The organism is Erythrobacter sp. SCSIO 43205, assembly GCF_019904235.1.
In the GTDB taxonomy this organism is placed as follows: domain Bacteria; phylum Pseudomonadota; class Alphaproteobacteria; order Sphingomonadales; family Sphingomonadaceae; genus Erythrobacter.
On sequence record NZ_CP063202.1, the window covers coordinates 1,729,058 to 1,745,204 of the forward strand.

Annotated in this window: 13 protein-coding genes; 11 read left to right on the plus strand and 2 right to left on the minus strand. The window is 56.9% G+C overall.

Going from position 1 to position 16,147, the window contains the following annotated elements:
• Nucleotides 1-73: 73 nt before the first annotated feature.
• From INR77_RS08070 to INR77_RS08080, 3 genes are read left to right on the plus strand one after another with little or no spacing between them, the layout of a single operon-like run.
• Nucleotides 74-2,884 carry a TonB-dependent receptor gene (locus INR77_RS08070; RefSeq protein WP_255573698.1) on the plus strand — a complete coding sequence of 937 codons (2,811 nt, stop codon included), beginning with the start codon at nucleotides 74-76 and terminating at the stop codon, nucleotides 2,882-2,884.
• Nucleotides 2,848-3,918 carry a phytase gene (locus INR77_RS08075; RefSeq protein ID WP_255573699.1) on the plus strand — a complete coding sequence of 357 codons (1,071 nt, stop codon included), beginning with the start codon at nucleotides 2,848-2,850 and terminating at the stop codon, nucleotides 3,916-3,918. The genes INR77_RS08070 and INR77_RS08075 overlap by 37 nt, the downstream gene beginning before the upstream one ends.
• Nucleotides 3,919-3,978: 60 nt before the next feature.
• The gene (locus INR77_RS08080; protein ID WP_255573700.1) at nucleotides 3,979-4,656 is read left to right on the plus strand and encodes a hypothetical protein; all 678 of its coding nucleotides are present in this window, start codon (nucleotides 3,979-3,981) and stop codon (nucleotides 4,654-4,656) included.
• A gap of 6 nt (nucleotides 4,657-4,662) precedes the next feature.
• On the opposite strand, the gene INR77_RS08085 is transcribed toward INR77_RS08080, so the two are convergent.
• Nucleotides 4,663-6,576: a cation:proton antiporter gene (locus INR77_RS08085; RefSeq protein ID WP_223070586.1), complete on the minus strand. Its 1,914-nt coding sequence runs from the start codon at nucleotides 6,574-6,576 to the stop codon at nucleotides 4,663-4,665.
• Between the two features lie 217 nt (nucleotides 6,577-6,793).
• On the opposite strand from INR77_RS08085, the gene INR77_RS08090 reads away from it, so the two are divergent.
• From INR77_RS08090 to INR77_RS08100, 3 genes are all read left to right on the plus strand, one after another.
• Complete coding sequence (locus tag INR77_RS08090; RefSeq protein WP_223073476.1) at nucleotides 6,794-7,924, plus strand: beta-ketoacyl-ACP synthase III; 1,131 nt, start codon at nucleotides 6,794-6,796, stop codon at nucleotides 7,922-7,924.
• Nucleotides 7,925-8,006: 82 nt separating this feature from the next.
• Nucleotides 8,007-8,756, plus strand: a complete 750-nt coding sequence (locus INR77_RS08095; protein WP_223070587.1) for a phosphatidylserine decarboxylase — start codon at nucleotides 8,007-8,009, stop codon at nucleotides 8,754-8,756.
• Between the two features lie 2 nt (nucleotides 8,757-8,758).
• On the plus strand, nucleotides 8,759-9,631 hold the full coding sequence (locus tag INR77_RS08100; RefSeq protein WP_370632191.1) for a phosphatidylcholine/phosphatidylserine synthase: 873 nt from the start codon (nucleotides 8,759-8,761) through the stop codon (nucleotides 9,629-9,631).
• Here INR77_RS08100 and INR77_RS08105 read toward each other — a convergent pair whose 3' ends face one another.
• On the minus strand, nucleotides 9,632-9,916 hold the full coding sequence (locus tag INR77_RS08105) for a hypothetical protein (RefSeq protein ID WP_223070588.1): 285 nt from the start codon (nucleotides 9,914-9,916) through the stop codon (nucleotides 9,632-9,634).
• Nucleotides 9,917-10,200: 284 nt separating this feature from the next.
• Between INR77_RS08105 and rpsB the strand changes: the two genes are divergently transcribed.
• The 5 genes from rpsB to frr all read left to right on the plus strand — a co-directional run bounded on the left by rpsB (nucleotide 10,201) and on the right by frr (nucleotide 16,114).
• The gene (gene rpsB, locus INR77_RS08110; protein ID WP_223070589.1) at nucleotides 10,201-10,953 is read left to right on the plus strand and encodes a 30S ribosomal protein S2; all 753 of its coding nucleotides are present in this window, start codon (nucleotides 10,201-10,203) and stop codon (nucleotides 10,951-10,953) included.
• Between the two features lie 110 nt (nucleotides 10,954-11,063).
• Nucleotides 11,064-11,990, plus strand: coding sequence for a translation elongation factor Ts (tsf, locus tag INR77_RS08115; protein WP_223070590.1), 927 nt, complete (start codon nucleotides 11,064-11,066; stop codon nucleotides 11,988-11,990).
• A gap of 315 nt (nucleotides 11,991-12,305) precedes the next feature.
• Complete coding sequence (gene amt, locus INR77_RS08120) at nucleotides 12,306-14,657, plus strand: ammonium transporter (protein ID WP_223070591.1); 2,352 nt, start codon at nucleotides 12,306-12,308, stop codon at nucleotides 14,655-14,657.
• 167 nt (nucleotides 14,658-14,824) lie between these two features.
• Nucleotides 14,825-15,544, plus strand: coding sequence for a UMP kinase (gene pyrH / locus INR77_RS08125; protein ID WP_223070592.1), 720 nt, complete (start codon nucleotides 14,825-14,827; stop codon nucleotides 15,542-15,544).
• Between the two features lie 12 nt (nucleotides 15,545-15,556).
• Nucleotides 15,557-16,114, plus strand: coding sequence for a ribosome recycling factor (frr, locus tag INR77_RS08130; protein WP_223070593.1), 558 nt, complete (start codon nucleotides 15,557-15,559; stop codon nucleotides 16,112-16,114).
• The last annotated feature ends 33 nt before the right edge of the window (nucleotides 16,115-16,147 follow it).

The following is a 16,147-nucleotide window of genomic DNA, read 5'->3' on the forward strand; positions in this document are numbered from 1 at the left end:
TTCTGACTTCAAAGTGAAGCGAAGCGGACAAAAACCCGTCGTAGTTCGCGCTCACCTTAGGAGGGCGATTACGATGAAACTGAAGTCTGTACTTTTCGCAAGCGCTGCATTCGCGGCGGTATCGATGCCTGTAGCAGCTCTTGCCGGCGATGTTCGCGGTACGGTCGCTGATGCGGACAACACGGTCGCGGTTCGCGCTGCACAAGTGCGTATTGTCGAGCTTGACCGCTCAGTCACAACAGAGCGCGATGGCAGCTTCTATTTTGGAGGTGTTCCGGCTGGCGAATACACTCTGGAAGTGCGTTACATCGGCGCGGCGCCGCAGACGCAGACCGTCACCGTTTCACAAGACGGCACCGCCACAGTGAACATTGCTCTGATGCGCGAAGGCTCTGACAACATCCTTGTGATCGGGCAGATCGCAAACCAGGCTTCAGCCCTTTCTCGCAAGCGCGCTAACGATGGGGTGAGCGACATCCTGACCCGCGATGCGATCGGCCAGTTTCCTGACCAGAATGTTGCAGAATCGCTGCGCCGCCTTCCGGGTGTGAACGTCCTTAACGATCAGGGCGAGGGACGCTTTGTATCGGTTCGCGGACTTGACCCGACGCTTAATGCAACATCGATCAACGGTGTTCGTCTGCCGTCACCTGAAAGTGACATTCGCGCGGTTGCCCTTGATGTTGTGTCCTCTGACATTATCGAATCGATCGAAGTCAAAAAGTCGCTCACACCGGACATGGACGCTGACACTATCGGCGCATCCATCGAGATCGAGACGACCAGCGCGTTTGACCGGAAAGACGATCTCTATGTCGTCTCAATCGGTGGCAGCTACAACGACTACGCCAACGAACTCACCCCTGATCTAAGCGCGGATTTTTCGACTCGTTTGAGCGACAATTTCGGCGTGTCAGGCGGTATTTCTTTCTACAATCGCCAGTTTGAAACCGACAATATCGAAGCGGACGATTGGGAAGAGGATGGCCTTATTTACGCTGAAGAAATCCAATATCGCGATTATGATGTCGAGCGTGAACGCATCAGCGCGACACTCGGTTTTGATTACAAAGCAGGCGACAGCACCGAGCTTTACCTGAAAGGCATTTGGAGCCAGTTCGACGATCAGGAATTTCGTCGCCGCCTGACCTTTGACCTAGGCGATGCAGGTGTTGACGGGACAGGCGCTGCGCCTGTTTACAACGATGATGAGGCCATCACCGTTGAGCGCGATGTGAAAGACCGCTTTGAGCGTCAGCGCATCCGCTCTATCGTATTTGGCGGGGAAAGCGATTGGGGCGAATGGTTCGCTGACTATTCGGTGAGCTATGCCAAATCGACCGAATTTGAAAATGGCAGCGTCGATCCAACCCAATTCGAGCGCGAGTTTGAAGCTGAAGGTCTGCAAGTAGGCTTCGACTATTCCGATCCGCGCGTGCCGCTCTATTCGGTGCTTGCCGATCCGACTGGCGATTTCTTCAATGCTGCGGCTTACGAGTTGAACGACGTGGAACTGACCGTTCTTTCTGACAGCGAAGACGAAGAATACGCAGCACAATTCGACATTGGCCGCAGGATTTATGGCGATGCGGGCACTCTGACGCTTCAGGCCGGTTTTAAAGGACGCTGGCGTGAGAAAAGCTTCAATGGTGAGATCGAGTTCTACGAAAACGACAACTACACCCTTGCTGATGCTTTGGGCGTAGGTCCGACCTATCGCATCACCGATCTTGCCCCGCTTCCCGGTCTGACCGAGGCGACCGCTTTCTTCCGGTCGAACTTCAACGCGTTCGAGCTTCAGGAAATCGACAGCCAGTTTGATTCAGCCGTCTCCGACTTTGCCGTCGAAGAAGACATCCTTGCCGCCTATTTCATGGGGCGCTGGGAAAGCAGCGATGTGACTGTGATTGCGGGTGTGCGTTATGAAGACACCTCCAACACATTGGCGGGCAATGACGTTTTGCTGGTGGAAGAGGATGGCACCCTGCCGAGCGGCGCAATTGCCACCGATGACACGGTGATCGTCACGCCAACTGTGACGCAGCGCGACTACGATCACTGGCTGCCGAGCATCAACGTGCGCTATGAAGCGGCGGACGATCTGATCCTGCGCTTTGCCGGTTATCGCAGCCTCGTGCGTCCCGGTCCGTTCCAACAGGCGCCGCGTATCACTGTTGAGGAAGCCGATGATGGTGAGCGCGAAGGCGAGTTCGGCAACCCCGGTCTTTTGCCCACAGAGGCGTGGAACATTGATGCGGCGATCGAATATTATATGCCCAACAATGGCGCGATTTTCGCCTCGCTTTTCTACAAGAGCATTGATGATTTCATTGTTGAGCAAAACTTCGACAATGGCGGGACCTTCAACGGTGTCACCTTTGATGAAGCGACGATCTTCACCAATGGCGATGAAGGCGAGATTTTTGGCGCTGAGATTGGCTTTGCGCAAGCTTTGACCGGCCCGCTTGATGGGTTCGTTGTCCAAGCGAACTACACCTTCACTGATGCCAGCGGCACAATCACAACGGTCGAAAGCGACGGCCCGCGCGATATTGATCTGCCCGCAACGTCAAAGCACACTGCGAACTTCTCGCTCGGCTATGACAAAGGGCCATTCGATATTCGCCTGTCAGGCACGTATCGCGATGGCTATCTCGATGAGCTGTCAGACGAGGCTGATCTTGACCGTTATGTTGACAACCACTTCCAACTGGATCTCAGCGCAAAATACCGCGTTACCGACAAAATCCAGCTCTATTACGAGTGGGTGAACATCAACGATGCCAAATACTTCGCGTTTAACCGGTTGGGCGGTCAGGAGAATCTTCTGCAATATGAAGAGTATAATTGGACCATGAAGTTTGGCGCGCGGGTGACGTTCTGATGACCTCCAATTTCAAGCTTCTTTCCGCAACAGCCCTGGGAATGGTTGCCGCTTGTGCAACCGTTCCAATCTACGGTGATCCTGCAGTTTCGGTCAGCGCCACCGCGCAGACCGAGCCTGTCGGCACTGCGAATGAGGATGCAGCCGATGACCCGGCGATCTGGCGCAATAAGAGCGATCCAGCGGCCAGCCTGATCGTTGCGACCGACAAGAAGGCAGGACTTTACGTCTATGACCTTGAAGGCAATGTGCGCAGCTTCCTGCGCGCAGGGCTCCTCAACAATGTCGATCTCATCACTCTTGACGATGGCATGGTTCTGGTCGCGGCAAGTGACCGGGGCGATCCCGTCAACGCCAAGATTTTGCTCGCATCGCTTGATACGACCACTGGCACCTTGAGCGAAATCACGCGGGTCGATGCAGGGCAAGGCGAGGCATACGGTTTTTGCATGGGGGAAACCCTCGAAGATGGCTCTGTCACTATGTACAGCCCGATCAAGGACGGGCGCATCGCGCTTAACATTGTAAAGCGCGATGCTGATGGTTGGTCGAGCGAAACGAACACCTTTGCAAGCGTCCCAACCCAGCCCGAAGGATGCGTGTTCGACCCACGCACACGCTCGCTTTACGTGGGTGAGGAAGTGGCTGGCATTTGGCGGTTTGACGTCGATACAGGCGAGGGCGACCTTGTGGCGGCAGTCGATAACAAAACACTTGTCGCCGATGTTGAAGGGCTTGCCCTTGCACCTGAAGGCAAAGATGGCGGCTATCTGGTCGCATCAAGCCAAGGCGACAATGCTTACGCGGTTTACGCCCTGCCGGACATGAAGGCGGTCGGCCGTTTCCGCATTGGTGAAAGCGCGGTGGGATCAGCTGAAGAAACGGACGGAATTGAACTGGCGCTGGGTGATTTTGGCCCAGCCTATCCAAACGGCCTGTTCGTGGCGCAAGACGGCGATAATCGCCCCGAAGCGCAAAACTTCAAGATGGTATCCTGGCAGTCCATTCTCGAAGCTGTGAAGCGGGGCGAGTAAGGGGTCGCACGCAGGGCTTTCTTGCCAATCTTCGGCGCCTCACTCACAAGTGCGTTTGTAATGATGTCGAACGCGCAAACTTTGAAACCCGCTTCCTCGACCCTTGGCTGGGGCAGCGCCATAGTGTTGGGTTTCATTGTCCCTGCAATCGGGATTTCGTACCTTGCGCAATCCCCAGATAGCGCGAGCGTCCTTGTCGCTTTGCCAATGACGCTCGCTCTATCCGTGATGGGCGCTACCCTTATTGCGGCTGCGACAGATGGACGCTTATGGGTCGGCATAGTCGTAGGCTTGGGCGTGCTGATCGCTCTTGCTCTTTTGGCCAGCGCGCTCGGCCTGAGGGTTAGTCTCAGCCCCGTTCTCACGATCCTTGCCGCGGTGCTCGCAAGTCTCAGTTTCGCAGCGCGAGGAAGCCTGTTCGCCCGTTCAGCTGAGGGGAGGGGGTGGCTCATTGCTTTGGGTGTATTAGCAGGGGAGAGCGCTGTTGTCCTTTCGTCCCTCATCGACCCTGACCTTTGGCCTGGCTGGCTCCTTGCGCTTCTGCCCGCGCAATGGGCAAGCCTGGCGTTCAAAGCGGCGCTTACCGGAACCACAGCGCTTGCGCCGCTTTTGGCACTTGGCGGGACAGCCATGGCGACATTGTTCGTGGTGCAAATGTGGCCGCGTCGTTGGACCTATGGGATCATGTTTGGTGTATGGCTTGGCCTATCTGCTTTGGTTTATCACACGAACTTCTGATCAGCGTCATGATTTCTCGGTCTGGTCAAGCGCCCCAAACTCGTCCAATTCCTCCAGATCGTCCTGTCCCATGATCTGCGCCATTTGCTCACGCAAGAGCGGATCCCACTCATTGCGCAGCTTCTTGATGAGGGCGATCATTTCCTCGTTTTCCCATGGTGGCGTCCCGAATTCGAAAGCTTCGGCCATCGGGAGCATGGTGGAACGGTCCATTTCTTCGAATTTGGCGGTCATGGCGTTGGCTCGCTCGCTCGAAATGCCGAGCGCCTCGTAAGCAGAGCGGCCCATGCGAAGCGAGCTGTCATAGGTTTCGCGGATGATGTCGCGGCAGCCAAGCGACCACAGCTCAAACACATGGCTGCGATCATAAGCGCGCGCGACGATGTGCACGTCAGGATAGGTTTTCGCGACAAAGCGGACGAGGCGGTTGGTCGCCTCCTTATCGTCGATCGCGATGATGAGAAGGCGCGCTTTTTCAATCCCGGCCGATTTCAGAAGGTCAGGCCGCACAGCATCGCCGAAATAGGTGCGGATGCCGAATTTGCTAAGGCGGTCGATCTGAGCTGAGGAATAATCAATGACGGTCGTGCGATAGCCCGCTGTCTCCAGCATACGATCGACAATCCCACCTACGCGCCCGCGGCCGGCAAGGATGATGTCGGAAGGGTCTTCGATAGTATCAAAGGCGCGCTCGCGTTCCTTTTGATAGTGACGCAAGATCACCTTGTCGTAAAAGATGAACAGCAGCGGGGTGACCAGCATCGACATCGCCACGATCAGCAGCAATTGATCGGCGAGTGGCTTTGGCAGGACATAGGCGCCGACAGCGAAGTTTAAGAGAACAAAGCCAAACTCCCCCGCTTGCGCGAGGCCCAGTGAGAAGAGCCAGCGGTCCTGCCCCTTGATCTCGAAAAAAGTGCCGAGTGCATAAAGCACCGCGACTTTTGTAACGATTAGAACTGCGGTCCACGAAAGGACGCTGACATAATCTTGTGCGAGAAGCGCGAAGTTTATCCCTGCGCCAACCGTTATGAAAAACAGGCCGAGCAGGAGCCCCTTGAACGGCTCTATGTCGCTTTCAAGCTCGTGTCGGTACTCGCTATTGGCAAGCACCACGCCGGCAAGGAAGGTGCCAAGTGCAGGGGAGAGGCCAACCACTGTCATCAACAAGGCGATTCCGACTACTACAAGAAGCGCAGTCGCAGTGAACAGCTCGCGAAGGCCCGCCATGGCGATGAAACGGAAAAGGGGCCGGGTAAGATAATTGCCGGCCAGCGCGACCGCGGCAATCGCTGCGAGGGTCGCAAGGCCAGCTGCCCATGTGGGCAAGCCATCTAGAAGATTAAGACCGCTGTGCCCTGTATCGCCATGCTCCCCCGCAGCGCTTGCGGCGTCAGCGGCAAGGTCTGGCAGAGCAAGAAGCGGCAGCAGCGCCAGCATCGGGATGACCGCAATGTCCTGAAACAGCAGGACCGAGAAGGAGGATTGCCCGCCTTCTGTTTTCATCAGGCCTTTTTCATCGAGTGTTTGCAGGATGATCGCTGTCGATGACAACGCGAGAATCATCCCAACGGCAAGGGCAGTCTGCCACGCTTCGCCAATGACCAGCGCGTAAACCGCCATAACAGCCATGGTGACGAGCACCTGGCCCCCGCCAAGACCGAGCAGGCGCACGCGCAGCTCCCATAATTTTTTGGGCTCAAGCTCAAGTCCAATAAGGAAGAGCATCATCACGACGCCAAATTCGGCAAAGTGTTGAAGCGCAACGACATCAACCCCCAGCACATCCAATGCAGGGCTAATCGCCATGCCGGCGATCAAATAGCCCAGAACAGAACCAAGGCCGAGCCGCGCGGCAATCGGCACTGCGATAACGCCTACGGCAAGCAGGATCGTGGCGAGGAGCAGGAACTGTGTCATGCGTCAGTGGCTATGGCTAAAGCCGCGCAATCACAAGCCGTTTGCCGCAGCATGGCCGCAAGGGCTTCGAAGCACACGATAAGATTGCCTGTGACTTTGCGGCATAAGGTGACTTGCGGGGGCAGTGAGGCGGGCTTATTCGTGCGCCCCATCCAGGAACAATATCGCGAAGATAATAATGACAACGCAAACACAATCGCAAAACAGGGATGAGGAAATGGCCCTCACCGGGCGGCCCGTTATCTCTGCAACCGGGCTTTTTACGCCCGAAGAGACGATCACCAATGAAGAGCTGGTCGCCAGCTTCAACGAATATGTCGACCGCTATAACGCGACCAACGCCGACGCGATCGAGGCGGGCGAGGTGGAGGCGCTGACCTATTCCTCGGTTGAATTCATCGAGAAAGCGAGCGGGATCAAGGCGCGCCATGTGATGAGCAAGGAGCCGATCCTCGACCCTGATATTATGGCCCCGCGCTGGGAAGAGCGCGGAAACGATGAACGTTCCATGATGTGCGAGATTGGCGTCACCGCCGCGCTTCAGGCTCTGAAACGGGCAGGGCGCAAGCCTGAGGATGTGGACGCGGTGCTGTGCGCTGCGTCCAATATGGAACGGCCCTATCCTGCCATGGCGATTGAGATCCAGCAGGCGCTTGGCATCGACGGCTTTGGCTTTGACATGAATGTCGCGTGTTCGTCGGCGACCTTCGGTATTCAGACGGCGGCCGATTATGTGCGCGCTGGCAATGCGAAAAGCGTTCTGGTGGTGAGCCCTGAGATTACCTCAGGCCATCTCAACTGGCGCGACCGCGACAGCCACTTTATCTTTGGCGACGTGGCGACAGCCGTGCTGGTGGAAGACGCTGCGATTGCGCCCAAAGAGCACTGGGAGATTTTGAGCACTAAGCTCAAGACGGTGTTCTCCAACAACATCCGCAACAATTTCGGCTTTCTGAACCGCGCCGCGCCGGAAGGCGAGGGCAAGGCTGACAAGCTTTTTGTCCAGGAGGGGCGCAAGGTCTTCAAAGAGGTCGTGCCCATGGTCGCCGATATGATCATTGCGGAAGCCAAGAACCTCCAAATGGACCCGGCAACCCTTCGCCGCCTGTGGCTCCACCAGGCCAATGCGGGCATGAACCGCCTGATTTCTCAACGCGTGTTAGGTCACGAGGCAAGTCCTGATGAAAGTCCGACGGTGCTCGATACCTATGGCAACACCTCGTCGGCAGGCTCAATCATCGCCTTCCACTCACACAGTGAGGATCTGAAAGCCGGTGACACCGGGCTCATTTGCAGCTTTGGTGCTGGATATTCAGCAGGTACAGTGTTCGTTCGCAAAAACGCCTGAGGGCTTTGCATTTTAAGGATTAGCGCGCCTGGCTGAACCAAAGAGTTGTTTGGGAGCCGGGCAGTGCCTAAATGGATGACCTATGGCAGGTGAAATTCTCGATAATCAGGGCCGCGGCGAAGCAAGCTGGGGTTGGCCCTCGATCCATCCGGAGGGGCGCAAATATGGCGTGATCGCAATTGCCATTGCGCTCGTGCCGCTCCTGTTCGGCTGGCAGTTCATCGGCTGGCCTTTGCTTCTTTTGTCGCTAGGCGTTTTCGCGTTTTTCCGCGACCCTGAGCGCGTTGTGCCGCAAGACGATAAGTCCATTGTCGCACCTGCTGACGGGCTTGTGACGCTTATCCAAGAGGTTGAGCCGCCCGCTGAAATGCTGGGCAATGATGGCTCTGGCGTCCCCGGTCTGTCGCCGGGCCCGGTCACCCGCGTGTCGATTTTCATGAGCGTGTTCGACGTTCACATCAATCGTGCGCCCATCGCTGGAACGGTGCAGCGGGTTGTTTATATTCCGGGTAAATTCGTCAATGCCGACCTCGATAAGGCATCCGAAGAAAATGAGCGTCAGCTGGTTCTGATTGAACGCAATGACGGCCTGATGATCGGCTTCACGCAGATCGCAGGGCTGGTCGCGCGGCGCATCGTGCCTTTTGTAAAGCCCGGCGATACCGTGGCCAAGGGACAGCGCGTGGGGCTTATCCGCTTTGGCAGTCGCGTGGATGTGTATCTTCCCGCAGGCACTCAGCCAAAGGTTTTGATGGGGCAACGCATTGTCGCAGGTGAAACGATCCTGGCCGAAGTGGGCGCATCCGCCCTGCTCGAAGGCATTGCGCAATAATTGTGGCCAAGCGACCCTCATCTGGCGACGTGGAAAACCGAGTGGGCCCGAAAGCTGCGGAGGATGACGACATCTCGTCAGGCAAACCATTGGGCGTAGATGTTGTCAGCGCAGAAGAGAAAAGCGGGCTTTCCCTGCGCGCCATGCTCCCTAATGCAATCACGGCAGCAGCATTGTGTTCGGGGCTGACCGCTATCCGTTTTGCGATTGATGAAAACTGGGCCTTCGCAGTGCTCGCAATCTTTGTTGCTGGCATCCTTGATGGGCTAGATGGACGCATTGCGCGCCTGTTGAATGCGCAGTCTCGTTTCGGGGCAGAGCTTGATAGCCTTGCAGACGCGCTGTCATTTGGCATGGCCCCTGCGCTTATCCTGTTCCTGTGGTCACTAAATGACCTTACTCGCTTTGGGTGGTTTGCAGCATTGGCCTTTGCCATCTGCTGCGCATTGCGCCTCGCGCGGTTTAATGCGCGCCTCGATATGGAAGATCAGCCGCACAAATCGGCTGGTTTCCTGACCGGGGTGCCAGCGCCAGCAGGCGCGGGCCTTGCCCTCACGCCGATGTGCTTATGGATGGAAACGGGGCTCGACTTCTTCCGCGACCCACTTTTCAATTCGATCTGGGTCGCCGTGATCGGGGTGCTGTTTATCTCCAACATGGCAACGCTTAGCTGGACCGCGATCCGCCCTCAGCGTGATATTCGCATCTGGCTTATCGCCTTGGTCGCGCTTGCCTTTGCCGGACTTTTGTTGGAGCCGTGGTGGACGTTCAGCACGCTGAGCATCATTTACTTGGCTCTCATGCCCTATGCGCTCATCCGCTATGGCAGGATCAAACGAGCAAGGGCGCGGGCCAAGGCTGAGGCGAGCTCTTAATCAACCAAGCGATTGCACCGCGCCAAGCTGAGAGCGGGCAGAGCCACCAAACCCGCGTTGACGTTGACGACGCTGCTGCGGAGCACGGCGCGCAGTCTTGTGCAAAGGGCGACGAATGCGCAGCTCTTCAGCCTCGACTTGCGGCACAAAGCCAGCATCAAGCAGCTCACGCTCTTCAAACACGGCCCAGAACGCAGCGCGCGCCTTCAACCATGTGTCCGTCAGGCTTAGCACAGCAACAAGACCGGCAAACATAATGGCGAGAGTGATCAAAATTGCGAGCATGGCGTTCTATCCGTTCAGTCTTTGTTCTTCCGACTTGTTCCCCAAGTGTTCCCGCCAAGTCAAGCGTTTTGTTCCATTTGTGTTCTCATTGAATGAGAAGGCACTAGATTTTGTGCGAACGCGCCTCTATGTGCGCGCTTCTCAGATGTAACGGTTCGCGAATCAGTGCGTTCCAAATTTGTCTGAAATTCACATGGGCAGGCATACATACCGGTGCCAAGGCGGGATCTCCGCCAACGGTCACGAAAGCTTGCCCAGAGGACTAACCGGAAAGGAACTATCCTATGGCGACCACTACCGTCACCATGCAGCAATTGATCGAGGCCGGCGCACACTTCGGCCACCAGACCCACCGTTGGAACCCGCGCATGAAGCCGTATATCTTCGGCGCACGCAACGGCGTTCACATCCTTGATCTTTCACAAACCGTTCCGCTTTTTGCGCGCGCTCTCGATTTCGTTGAGCAAACCGTTCGCGCTGGCGGCAAGGTTCTGTTCGTTGGCACCAAGCGTCAGGCGCAAGAGCCTATCGCTGAAATGGCGCGCAGCTGCGGCCAGCACTTTGTGAACCACCGTTGGCTGGGCGGTATGCTCACCAACTGGAAAACCATCAGCGGTTCGATCAAGCGTCTCAAAACCCTTGAAGAGCAGCTTTCAGGCGACACCAGCGGCCTCACCAAGAAAGAGGTTCTCAACCTCACCCGTGAGCGTGACAAGCTTGAGCTGTCGCTTGGCGGTATCCGCGACATGGGCGGCGTTCCGGACGTGATGTTCGTCATCGACGCGAACAAAGAAGACCTCGCGATTAAAGAGGCGGCTGTTCTTGGCATTCCGGTGATCTGTGTGCTCGACACCAACACTGACCCAACCGGCATTGCGTTCCCGATCCCAGGCAATGACGATGCAAGCCGCGCTGTGCGTCTTTATTGTCAGGCAATTGCTGACGCTGCCAATGCTGGCCGTGGTCAGGCTGTTGAGCAATCTGGCGAAGACTTCGGCGCGATGGACACGCCTCCAGCTGAGGCGGCTGCTGAATAAGCGCTGAGTGCCCCTGATGAAACAGGGGCGTCACAATCTCAAATTAGCGGCGCCGGATAGACCCTCCCTAAAGGCTCCCCGGCGCCCCCAAACTTACAAAGGAAATCACCATGGCTGCTTTTACTGCCGCTGATGTGAAGAAACTGCGCGAACTTTCTGGCGCAGGCATGATGGATGCAAAGAAAGCCCTGACCGAAGCCGATGGCGACATCGATGCAGCGGTTGACGCTCTGCGCGCAAAAGGCCTTGCAACCGCACAAAAGAAATCGAGCCGTACGGCGGCAGAAGGCCTCGTTGGCGTTGCTGTTGAAGGCACACGCGGTGTCGCTGTTGAAGTCAACTCGGAAACCGACTTCGTTGCGAAGAACGACAAGTTTCAGGACTTCGTTCGCAAGACGACCGCTGTTGCGCTGACCGTTGACGGCGACGATGTCGAAGCCCTTAAAGCAGCCAGCTATCCCGATGGCGGAACGGTTGCTGACAAGCTCACCGATAACGTTGCAACCATCGGTGAAAACCAGCAGGTTCGCCGCATGAAAACCGTGACCGTGAACAGCGGCGCGATCGTTTCCTACGTTCACAATGCAGCGGCAGACGGCCTTGGCAAAATCGGCGTTCTGGTTGCTCTGGAAAGCGACCTTGGCGCTGACGTGCTTGAGCCGTTCGGCAAGCAACTTGCCATGCACATCGCCTCGATGTTCCCGCAAGCCCTGAACGCAGAGAGCCTCGATGCTGATGTGATCGAGCGCGAGCGTAAAATTGCACAGGAAAAGGCAGCCGAAAGCGGCAAGCCTGAAAACGTGCAGGAGAAGATGGTCGAAGGCGCGATCAAGAAGTTTGCCAAAGAGAACGCTCTGCTCAGCCAGATGTTCGTGATGGACAACAAAACCAGCGTTGAAGACACCGTCGCCAAGTTCGGCAAGGACAACGGCGGTTCGGTCGTCCTGAAAGACTACGTCCGCTTCCAACTCGGCGAAGGCATCGAGAAAGAAGAAAGCGACTTTGCAGCAGAGGTTGCAGCGGCAGTTGGTGGCTAAGCGCTAACCAACACTTTCATGCAGATCAAAAAGGCCGCTCGCGGGGGAAACCTGCGGGCGGCCTTTTGCTTGGAAGCTACGTCCAAATACCTGCACTCTCTCACCCCTTACGCAAACCTCTCTATGGCCCGCTTTGCTACGCCTTTATGCGGCTTGCTTAGACCGCTGCAATAAGAGAACCCTTGCAGTGAGAGGTCGAGCATTTTGGATACTCCAGCGCCGTTTCGAGCGCCCGGCGGCCGTGCGAATTTCACAGGCCGGGTGCGCAAAATATCAGTATTCGCAGTGGCTTGCCTGCTTTTTCCAATACCGGCGATGGCAGCCAACACTCAGCTTGCCGAACTCGCTGAGCAGGTCGCGCAGCAGCAGCGCACTGCTGATTTCGTCTGGACAGTCCTTGCGGCAACACTGGTCTTGATGATGCAGGTGGGGTTCCTCTTGCTTGAAGCAGGGGCAAGCCGTTCGAAAAACTCGATCAGCGTCGCGCAAAAGAACCTCGCCGACCTCTTTCTCGCCTTCCTCACATTCTACTTCATCGGCTTTGGCCTCATGTTTGATGGCGGCGGCTGGTTCATGGGAGAACTTGGCTGGGGCGCGCGGCTTGAAACCGATTGGTCGATGGCCTTCTTCGTGTTTCAGGTCGTGTTTGCCGGAACCGCCATCACGATTGTGTCGGGTGCGGTGGCGGAGCGGATGCGGTTTTCCGCCTACCTCATCAGCGCCGCGATCATCGCCGCCTTCGTTTATCCCGTTTTTGGGCATTGGGCATGGGGCAATCTGCTCGACCCCGATGCGCCCGCATGGCTTGCCGATATGGGCTTCATCGATTTTGCAGGGTCAACCGTGGTGCACTCAATGGGTGGATGGCTCGCTTTGGCAGCGGTGGTTTGTCTTGGCGCGCGGCGGGGCCGTTTTGATAGCGATGGTAGGCCCACCCCAATGTATGGACATTCACCGATCCTTTTCGGGGCAGGCTCGATCATTCTCTTCTTCGGCTGGATTGGTTTCAACGGCGGCTCAACCACCGCCGCATCGCCTGAATTTGCTGGCATCGTTCTAAACACGGTTCTTGCAGGCGCTGCGGGCGGGGCCGCTGGTATGTTTGCGGGCTACGCGCTTGAACGCAAATGGGTGGTCGGGCGCTCTGCGAACGGGATGCTGGCGGGGCTTGTGGGCATTACGGCAGGTTGTGCAGCGGTTGGTCCTGATGGCGCTTTGATGATCGGGGCAATTTGCGGCGTCGCAGTCCTTGCCTCTGAAGAGTTCATCTTGCGCGTGCTCAAACAAGACGATGTGGTCGGCGCGGTTTCAGTCCACGGAGTATGCGGTGCAATCGGCACTTTGCTGGTCGCCGCGTTCGCGCTTCCCGAAAATTTGATGACGCAAACGCGGTTGGAGCAATTTGTGGTGCAGTCCTACGGCGTTGGAGCCGCTGCTGCCTGGGCACTTGGGCTCGGCTTTGCGATATTTGGAGCCTTGCGCATGGCAGGCGTTTTGCGCGTCTCTGAGCAACACGAGATCGAAGGCCTCAACGCAAGCGAACATGGCGCGACACTGGGCACCGGCTTGCTGCTTCAGGAGTTGCATCAAAGCGTGGTGGCGAACAAGGATTTGACTCACCGCCTTGATGAGAACAGCGGCGATGAGGCGGCGGAGATTGCGACAGTCCTCAATCCCTTCCTTGCCACATTGCAAGAAACAGTGCGCGTGCTCGATAGTCAGGCAAGCGTGGTCAGCGAGCAGTCGAAATCCTTGCGACGAATGGCGCGAACCACGCTGGATGGTGCAGAGGTGATGGACAAATCCGTCGCGACCATCGCCCAACATTCGTCTGCGCTTGGCAAGGCGACCCAGGAGGCGGCAGGCACAAACCAGATCATGCATCAGGAAGTCGCCGATGTAGCGGCCTCAGCCCGCGATCTTCGCAGTGTGATTGCTCAGGCGGAAAAAACCATTGGCGAGCTTGGCGCATCCATTGCGAATGCTGCGCAAGCCTCGGATGAAACCGCGCAGGTGAGTGTAGAAGCAGAGGAGATCGCAGGTGTTGCAGGGGATCTGATGGCAGAGCTTGAGAGCGCCACTGGGCGGATTGGCAAGATGATCGGATTTATCGACGAGGTCGCTTTCCAGACCAATATGTTGTCGATCAATGCCAGTATTGAAGCTGCGCACGCAGGCGCTGCTGGTGATGGCTTTGCCGTTGTTGCCGCGGAGATCCGCGCACTTGCTAACCAGACCAAATCGGCGGCCGATGAGGTGCGCGGATTCATCGAGGAGATAACCGGAGGCGCGGACAATGTGCGCGGCTCTATCGACAGTATTCGCGAGACGGTTGCGACGATGAGAGGCAAGATGGCAGCTATCGCGCAGGAAGCGGCAAGCCATGAAATGAGTGCTCAGCAATCGCAACAGGCGCTCAATCATGCAGGACGCCAGGCGGACTCGCTTGAGGCGGCCACTGCGCGCGTGACAAGCCGGATTGAGGAAATTGCCAGTTTTAGCGAGAATGTTGCGCAAACGGCGCAAGTTGCAGGCAATCAGGCAAGCAGCCTTTCAGCGCGCGCCAAAGGCGGGTTGGAGGAAGCAGAGAGCCTCACAGACATTGCCAATGATCTGAACGAGCAGTCCGATCAACTCAAGCGCGCAGCCGGCGAATATCGCGCTTGATCTGGCTTGCTTGGACCTGAGGCTGCGTTGATAGCCATGCGCATAAGTTCATTGTTTCCCTGTGCCTAAACCGGTCTGTCGATGCACTCTGCCTCTTGGCAGGGCGCGCCCTCGCGGATAAGGCCACGGGCGAAGCCCAAACTGCGAAAAAAAGGCGCGCCGCAATCATGTCACTTCCCCCGATCAAACGCGTTCTCCTCAAATTGTCAGGCGAGGTGCTGATGGGGAGTCAGGAATATGGGATCGACCCTGAATATGTCGCGCGTCTTGCAGAAGAGGTGAAGGCAGCCAAAGACAGCGGCATCGAGGTTTGCCTTGTGATTGGCGGCGGCAATATATTCCGCGGTATCTCAGCTGCGGCGAAGGGACTTGACCGGACCACGGGCGACTACATGGGAATGCTCGCCACGGTAATGAACGCGCTCGCGATGCAGAACGCGCTGGAGCAGCTGGGCGTGCAAACCCGCGTGCAGTCGGCGATCCCCATGTCCAGCGTGTGCGAGCCCTATATCCGCCGCCGTGCAGAGCGACACCTTGAGAAGGGCCGGATCGTGATTTTCGCAGCGGGTACGGGCAATCCGTTCTTCACGACTGATACAGGTGCGGCGCTTCGTGCCGCAGAGATGAACTGCGATGCGCTGCTCAAAGGCACCAGCGTTGACGGCGTCTATGACAGCGATCCCAAGCACAACCCCGATGCCACCCGCTTCGACACGATTACTTACGACCAGGTGCTGGCTGATAATCTCAAGGTGATGGACGCAACCGCCGTTGCGCTTTGCCGTGAGAACGCCATTCCGCTAGTGGTCTTTTCAATCCGCGAAAAAGGCAATGTTGCCAAAGTGCTTTCAGGCGAGGGCACGCAGACAATTGTCCAGAAAGACTAAAGAGAAAAACCCATGCCGACATATGACAAATCTGACATCGAACGCCGCATGGCAGGCGCAGTGGAATCGCTGAAAGGTGATCTTTCAGGGCTTCGCACAGGGCGCGCCAACACCGCTCTGCTCGATCCGGTGGTGGCCGAGGTTTACGGGGCGATGATGCCGCTTTCCCAAGTTGCAACCGTGTCAGCGCCAGAACCCCGGATGCTGAGCGTGCAGGTGTGGGACAAAAGCAATGTGAGCGCGGTTGAGAAAGGGATTGCCAAAGCCAACCTTGGCTTGAACCCGATGACCGATGGCCAGACCATCCGCTTGCCAATGCCTGACCTCACAGAAGATCGCCGCAAGGATTTGGCGAAACTTGCTGGCGAATATGGTGAGAAGGCCAAGGTTGCAGCGCGCAATGTGCGCCGCGACGGGATGGAAAGCCTCAAAGCTGACGAAAAAGCCAAGGAAATCTCCGAGGATGATCGCAAGCGTTCCGAAGACGAGGTTCAAAAACTGACCGACAAATATGTGGCTGAAATCGACGCTGCGGTTGAGAAAAAGGTTCAGGAAATCCTCAGCCAATAGTGGGCAGGGGTCGCGGGGAGCTAAGGGCTACAG

Excerpts from the sequence above, each read along its gene's own strand:
- INR77_RS08070 (WP_255573698.1), top strand. The coding sequence starts at position 74 with ATGAAACTGAAGTCTGTACTTTTCGCAAGCGCTGCATTCGCGGCGGTA.
- INR77_RS08080 (WP_255573700.1), top strand. The coding sequence starts at position 3,979 with ATGATGTCGAACGCGCAAACTTTGAAACCCGCTTCCTCGACCCTTGGC.
- INR77_RS08085 (WP_223070586.1), bottom strand. The coding sequence starts at position 6,576 with ATGACACAGTTCCTGCTCCTCGCCACGATCCTGCTTGCCGTAGGCGTT.
- INR77_RS08090 (WP_223073476.1), top strand. The coding sequence starts at position 6,794 with ATGGCCCTCACCGGGCGGCCCGTTATCTCTGCAACCGGGCTTTTTACG.
- INR77_RS08095 (WP_223070587.1), top strand. The coding sequence starts at position 8,007 with ATGGCAGGTGAAATTCTCGATAATCAGGGCCGCGGCGAAGCAAGCTGG.
- INR77_RS08105 (WP_223070588.1), bottom strand. The coding sequence starts at position 9,916 with ATGCTCGCAATTTTGATCACTCTCGCCATTATGTTTGCCGGTCTTGTT.
- rpsB (WP_223070589.1), top strand. The coding sequence starts at position 10,201 with ATGGCGACCACTACCGTCACCATGCAGCAATTGATCGAGGCCGGCGCA.
- tsf (WP_223070590.1), top strand. The coding sequence starts at position 11,064 with ATGGCTGCTTTTACTGCCGCTGATGTGAAGAAACTGCGCGAACTTTCT.
- amt (WP_223070591.1), top strand. The coding sequence starts at position 12,306 with ATGGCAGCCAACACTCAGCTTGCCGAACTCGCTGAGCAGGTCGCGCAG.
- pyrH (WP_223070592.1), top strand. The coding sequence starts at position 14,825 with ATGTCACTTCCCCCGATCAAACGCGTTCTCCTCAAATTGTCAGGCGAG.
- frr (WP_223070593.1), top strand. The coding sequence starts at position 15,557 with ATGCCGACATATGACAAATCTGACATCGAACGCCGCATGGCAGGCGCA.